The following is a 7,150-nucleotide window of genomic DNA, read 5'->3' as shown; positions in this document are numbered from 1 at the left end:
AATCCCATACAGTAGTATAAGTTGTATCTGTATACCAACCATCAAAGGAATACCCATCTTTTGTTGGAATTACAGGTTCCATTACTTTAGAACCCCGTTCCAATCCTGTTTGAGGATTGATTGAACTGCCTCCTTGTGAATCAAAAGTTACTGTATAAAGATTTTTTTCATCATCTATGTTCCATTTTGCATATAATGTCATATTTCCAACAATCGTGTCTGTATTAAAATCCCATACAGTAGTATAAGTTGTATCTGTATACCAACCATCAAAGGAATACCCATCTTTTGTTGGAATTACAGGTTCCATTACTTTAGAACCCAGTTCCAACCCTGTTTGAGGATTGATTGAACTGCCTCCTTGTGAATCAAAAGTTACTGTATATAACTCTTCCCATTTTGCATATAGTGTTGTGTTTGCAACAATATAAAAAGAAGAACCTTCTGCAAATGTTATTCCATTCCCATCAATATTTTCATTCCAACCAATAAATTTGTATCCATCTCTTGTCATCGTTCCTTGAGGTTTAACTGTCACCTCTTGATTAAATAAATAATCTGTATCATCAAAAGGTACTGTCCCTCCATCATAGCCGTTTCCATCATATGTAATATTAAATGTTACATCTCCATAGATTGCATATAATATTTGGTTATCCTTTAAATAAGTTATTGAATTACCAGGTGCATATGTTGCATCTGCAGTAGTAGCATCTTTATTTGTTGACCACCCAAGGAATGTTTTGGATATTGGTGCAGTTATTGCTAAATCTGATTCATTTTTTACTGTACTTGTTCCTGCAATAACTCCTACATCATAATAAGTAACAGGTGTGGTTCCTTCATAATACTCTGTTCCATTATATGCTGATAATGCAGGTAATGTAAAACTTCCTCCATTTGCATCATACTTAACCCATGATGCTTCCACAGCACCAATATCCTTATATTTTGTATAAGACCTTTGATCTGTACCAGTTACTGCATTAGTACTTTTATTTTCTGCTAGACCTTCTGGCATAATCGGAATAGTTTTAACTATTTCCCCATTTACTCCTGCAATAATTGATGAATGGTTCTCTGACAATGTAATCCCATATGAGCCAAAAATACTTTGCCTTGTATGAGGTGGTATTAATCCACCTCTATCAGCACCGATAAGATTTGATGTCAGTGTTGTTGTGCTAGTATTCGAAGTATCCTTATAATTTGATGCAGTATTAAGAGTACCATTTACCCCATAAACTTGATTGTCAAAATATAAAGAATTACTATTTGTGAAAGTAGCAGTTGCTAAGGTTCCTGCTCCGCTCAACCCAATTGCACCACCTCGTTGTTCGACCCTAGTATTTTCGTTTCCCGAAGTGTTGCCTACAAACGTACATCCAGAAACTTTGTTTGTCATGACACTAGAACCACCATTCTTGAAAAACTGGATTGCTCCTCCGCTTCGGTTTCCCCCAGACAAACCTTGAGCAAGATTGTTATAGAATGTACTATTTGAAATTGTAGTAGACAAACCTGGGTTACCTGTTCCTTGAAACATAATTGCACCACCATCATCATGAGAAATATTAGACTCAAATGTTGTTTTGTCTATGTTAATTGTAGAACCATCCCTACCATCAAAAACATAAATAGCTCCACCATCGTAAGTACTTGCTGCTGCCGAATCAGTTCCATTCGCTTCATTTCCAATGAAATACGACTCCTTTATATTTATCACTCCAGCATACATATAGTGAATCTCAATGGCTCCACCTCCACCACCGTAGATTCCTGTATTAGCACTTTTATTTTTATTGTTCTTAAACACTGAATTATTAATGTTTAATGTTCCTCGATATCCTTTTGTTGCTAATGCTCCGGCTTCCCAACCAGCTCCGCTTCCAACATTATTCTCAATAGTAGAATAATTGATATCAATATTTGAATAGCCATCAAAATAAATTGCAGATGCTGTATCAGATGAAACACCATCAGCTATCCTTGTATTATTAATTGTTGTTTTGGCAGCAGTTTGTGTTCCAATATAAATTGCCCCTTTTTGTGCATTTTTAATATCTAATCCTTCTAAAATTACTTGACCTGCTGAGTTTGTAATACTCATTAATCTTTGTGTTGATGTAGTTCCATCAATATTTAAATTTTGAAGTGTTATTGATCCTGTACCACTACCATTAAAAGTAATCAAACCTGTTGTCCATGTTAAATTATTACCTTCAATTATAACATTCACATTTGGTACTGCAATAGTTGCACTAGCAAATACAAAGCCATTATCTAATGTGATTACATCACCTTCACTAGCGTTTGCAACAGCTGTAGCCAAATCAGTAACATTAGAAACTGTTACCGAACCCGCTCTCAACAAATTCTTTTTAACTGGATTTTCTTGAGTAGTTATTATAATATTTTTATTTTCTACAGTTACCACTCTTTCCTTTGTAACTTCACTGTCATCCGATGGGTTAATTGCTTGATATGTTACTATATAATTGCCTATTGTTGTAACATCGAACTCTCCATCATCTAAAACCTTTACTTCAACTTCATCTCCATTCACATCAGTTGCTGAAACTCCATCTAGCAGTGTAAAACCTTTATCATCCTTATCCACCGTTATGTCTTCCACAAAGATTTGAATTTTTGAATTCATTGAATTTTCCTCATCAGTTGCACTAATCATGTAATGAGTTGGAGAAACTGATATTAATACTATTGCAATCGCACTAAAAACTTTAAAAATTTTTTTCATAATTGACTCGCCTTTCAATATATTATTTAAATGACAACTCCCCATAGCTAAAGTAAGGGGATTCTTGTTTCTTAGAACGTTGCTAGATAGTTCTAGTCTTACATACTCTCCACAAGCGTAACTTCCCATGTGTCCCACGGTAGCTTTTAGTTAACTTATATCCCCATCATTAAAATAAGGGGTTTTACGGAAATGTTTGATAAACATTGATATATTTAATCTTATGTTTTAAGCAGAATAATATGAAAAACTTATACCATGAACTTCGGCAACTCGGTTTACAATAATTACTGCATTCTTATCAATTGTATCAATTAGTTTTACTATCTGCTTATACTGTTGTTGATTTGCTACAAGCATTAACATATTATTATTATTATTTTCTACTGATAAAGTATCAGAAACATTAACCATTGTAACTTTTCGGTCAATAATTGCTTGTGTTGCCATTTTTATTTCTTCTAAATGTTCATAACTCCTAACCATAATAAGTTTTCTTTGATGAAACGCTGTTTCCATATAGGACATTACAACCGAAGTTAAAATAAGAGACAAAATTGCCAAAAAGAAAGATTCCATTCCAAAGATAAATATATTAAATACAACAATCACTAAATCGGTTAATAATAAGCCGACTGATGTATTGAGATTAAAATATTTTTTAAATATCATAGGTGGTATTGTAGTACCCCCACTAGAAGCATCAATCCTATATAATATTGCAACCCCTGCTCCAAATATCATACTTCCGGAAATGACTGAAAGTAGATGATCATCAAGCATTTTGTATTCTGGCACAATGTACAACAATATTGGTAGTAAAATACTTCCTGCTAAAATATTGATAAATGTTTTTTTTCCTAAAAACTGGAATGCTAATCCTAGCATAACAATATTTAAAATCATTACTATAAATGACCGATTAATACCTAGGAAGGCTTCAAGCAAAATACCAATTCCACTTACACCTCCTGCTGCTACATGGTGTGGGCCAAGGAACATATTAATTGAAAGAGCAATCAAGAAAATAGAGAAAGTAATTATCGGAATTTTTCTAATTAATTTCATTACCATCCTCCACTTTATTTTCAATCAATGCAAGAAGTAATTTTACAGTTGCTTCCATTTCTTCGATAGGAATAAATTCTTCTGTTGTATGAATTTTTTCATATCCTATTGACAAGGTTACACATTCTTTCCCTTTTTCATTGAATGAATTAGCATCACTTGCTCCACCACTAATTTCAAAATGAGCATCGCGACCAATATTTTTAATTGCAATCGTTGCCAATTGCACCACTTTGTCATCTTTTGAAAATTCATATCCGCGACTAAGCAATTGACTTTCAATTTCTAATTTTCCCCCCCATGAATGCACAACTTGTTCAAATACAGTAATAACCTCTTTTTCTTTTGTTAAACATGTTTCATGAGAAATTGATCTTATTTCCATTTCCACCGTAACCTCTTCCGATACAATATTCGTAGCGACACCCCCATGAATCGTTCCAAAATTTAATGTTGTTTTATCATCTAACCGCCCTGATGGAATTTTTGAGATAGCTTCCGCAACCATGTTTATCGCAGGAATTCCCTTTTCTGGTTCTACTCCCGCATGGGCAGCTTTTCCGTATACTTTTATGTTCAATTTCATTAAGGTAGGGCTTGCTACGGTTATAATTCCGACCTTCCCTGCACCATCTAAAATGAACCCATATTGTGATTTCAATTGATTAGTATCAAATTCTTTTGATCCAAGTAAACCAATTTCTTCTCCTGGTGATAGAACAACTTCTACTGGTCCATGAGGAATATTATTCTCTTTTAAGATGTGAAGAGATTCAATAATTGCTGCAATTCCTGCTTTGTCATCTGCAGCTAAAATCGTATCCCCTAAGGAATATATGATATCATTCTTTATCTGTGTTTCAATATTTTCCCCTGGTGAAACTGTATCCGTGTGACAAGAGAAAAAAATTGAATCATACCTGGCATCACCAGGAAATTTGAATAATAAGTTATTTCCTCCTAATCCAGTTGTTTTTGAAATATTATCTTCATATAACGAACAGCCTAAATCTTTAAATATTTTTTTTAAATATTCATGATATTTCCCTTCTTTTCTAGAAGTGGAATCAATTTTTACCATATCTTCGAAATTTTTAATCATTCTTTCTGTTTTCAATTCACTCACCCGCTTCAAAAAACTTATCTGTTAATATTATAAAAATGTATTATTGATACTAAAAAAGCAAGTATAAACAAACTCTATACAATTCATTTTGATATAAAGGTACAATAATATTTTTATACGCTAATGAATATATTCCAGCAGTTTTTTGATCCTTTCTTTATTAAAATTATTTATTAGTCATGCCTATTATAGCACCAGTTTATTTACAATCAAGTAAATTGAATGTTTAAATAATAAGTTACATTTACAACATTCAATTTACTTGTAAGAAAAGATCTTCTATGTTTTAATACCCGTATGAATTGAGGGCTGATGGAAAGGAGTCAAAAGAGGAGAACTTATTCACTAGTTTATTTTAAACTATATAAATCTTTACTATGACCAATACAAGTTTGTCTATAGCTTATTATTTTATATTTATTTACATTAATACGAACTAAATAAGCGTTGATGGTATTTTGTCAATGGTAAATGAGTATTTGCTCATTATTTTAAAAGGTTTTAATTTAGTAAAATAATCAGTCAAAACAATTATAAAAAGAAAGAGGTGATATAAAAATGAATCCAGTTATAGCTTTTACAGTTATTATGATGATATGGACAATCAGTGATTTTATTTCTAAAAAAACTAATACAATGTTATCCTCATTGTTCATTGCATCACTTATATTTTTAATAGGTTTTAAAACGAATTTATTTCCGGAGGACTTATTAACCAGTTCTTCATTACTAACTTTAGGAACAACAATTGTAGGATTTATTATTGTACATATTGGGACTTCTATTAGTCTTCAGGAATTCAAAGCTCAATGGAAAACTTTTGTAATTGGTGTTTCTGCTGTTGTAGGTATTGCAGCATTTTTATTTGTTTTTGGTCCGCTTTTTGAAACAACAAATCATGTAATAGCAGCGATTGCTGCTATTAGCGGTGGAACAATTTCAATTGTTATGGTTCAAGAAAAGGCTATTGTTTTAGGTTTGGTTGCAGTTGCTGTTATGCCTGTTTTAATATCAGCATTTCAAGGGGTTATAGGATTTCCTTTAACTTCTATGATATTGAGAAAAGAAGCAAAAAATATTCAAGTACAATATCGAAATGGTCAATTGAAATCAAATGAAAAGAGTGCTATTGAAGAAAAAACCAGTGGTAAATTACCAGAAGTATTTCAGACTACAGCAGGAACACTCTTTATAGTGGGTGTGGTTGTTGTTGTTTCAATGAAATTGAGTGAATTTACTGGCGGAATTATAAATACATTTATCATTGCTTTATTATTTGGAATTGCTTTGCGAGCAACTGGTATATTTAAGAAAAATGTTTTAGGAGGTATTGATGCTTTTGGTTTAATGATGTTAGGAGTGCTGATTATTATTTTTGGTCCCTTAGCAACAATATCAGTAAATGATTTAATTGAATTAATAGTTCCTCTATTATTATCATTTGTCATTGGAGTAGGTGGAGCAATTATTTTTTCTGTTATTGCGGGAAAAATTTTAGGCTATAGTTTACTAATGTCAATCGCAATTGGGTTAACATCTTTATATGGATTTCCAGGAACGATGATTTTAAGTCAAGAAGCAGCAAATGCAGTTGGGGAAACAGAAGAAGAGAAAAAAATAATAGAAAATGAAATTTTACCAAAAATGATTATTGCTGGTTTTTCTACAGTAACCATTACATCTGTATTCCTTACAAGCATTCTTGTTGGGTTTATGATATAAGGTTTACTCATTCAGTTTTGCTAAGTGATAAGTAGTTTACTTTGTAAAACGTCCTAAAAAAACACGTTGTTATGATATTCTACCTATCTATTTGATAGGAGTCACACTATTCGTTGCAACGTGTCTTTTTTTAATTTTTAATCTCACTACTAATAAACTAACAAACCATTTTTATTTTTTTCAATACTAATTTCAACTTTTCGTGGTGATTTTCTTTTTTCTCATAATAACACAGAACATTAGAATGCTCGTTACTAATAATAGAGCAGACCCAACCATATTACTTCGATATCCTGTCTGTATCTCCTGCTTTTTTGAATCTGTAGGGTTTGCTGGGAAAATTGGAGTTTCTGGATCTGGTGTTGGTGTCACAGTTGGTTCTGTTCTAGTATAGTAAAGTTGCTACGCCAAGATAGAAAAATGATAAAATAAGTCAAGGAGAAACAATATGCAACAGAAACGATATACGAAAGAAC

The 7,150-nt window shown here is 32.3% G+C and carries 4 protein-coding genes; 1 reads left to right on the top strand and 3 read right to left on the bottom strand.

What is annotated here, in order from left to right:
- From J2S15_RS20195 to J2S15_RS20185, 3 genes are all read right to left on the bottom strand, one after another.
- A partial coding sequence (locus J2S15_RS20195; protein ID WP_307412277.1) for an InlB B-repeat-containing protein occupies nucleotides 1-2,758 on the bottom strand: 2,758 nt, incomplete at its 3' end.
- A 228-nt stretch (nucleotides 2,759-2,986) separates the two neighbouring features.
- Nucleotides 2,987-3,826, bottom strand: a complete 840-nt coding sequence (locus J2S15_RS20190; protein WP_307412275.1) for a YitT family protein — start codon at nucleotides 3,824-3,826, stop codon at nucleotides 2,987-2,989.
- A complete protein-coding gene (locus J2S15_RS20185) occupies nucleotides 3,813-4,943 on the bottom strand; it encodes a M20/M25/M40 family metallo-hydrolase (protein WP_307412272.1) in 1,131 nt (376 codons plus the stop codon). The genes J2S15_RS20190 and J2S15_RS20185 overlap by 14 nt, the downstream gene beginning before the upstream one ends.
- Before the next feature lie 567 nt (nucleotides 4,944-5,510).
- Here J2S15_RS20185 and J2S15_RS20180 point away from each other — a divergent pair.
- Nucleotides 5,511-6,674: a hypothetical protein gene (locus tag J2S15_RS20180; RefSeq protein ID WP_307412268.1), complete on the top strand. Its 1,164-nt coding sequence runs from the start codon at nucleotides 5,511-5,513 to the stop codon at nucleotides 6,672-6,674.
- Nucleotides 6,675-7,150: the final 476 nt, after the last annotated feature.

The organism is Breznakia pachnodae (genome assembly GCF_030814225.1).
In the GTDB taxonomy this organism is placed as follows: domain Bacteria; phylum Bacillota_I; class Bacilli_A; order Erysipelotrichales; family Erysipelotrichaceae; genus Breznakia; species Breznakia pachnodae.
Note: the sequence above shows the minus strand (reverse complement) of the source record. Positions and strands in the feature narration are given on the sequence as shown.

Coding starts and splice junctions, on each gene's coding strand:
- J2S15_RS20190 (WP_307412275.1), bottom strand. CDS start 3,826: ATGAAATTAATTAGAAAAATTCCGATAATTACTTTCTCTATTTTCTTG.
- J2S15_RS20180 (WP_307412268.1), top strand. CDS start 5,511: ATGAATCCAGTTATAGCTTTTACAGTTATTATGATGATATGGACAATC.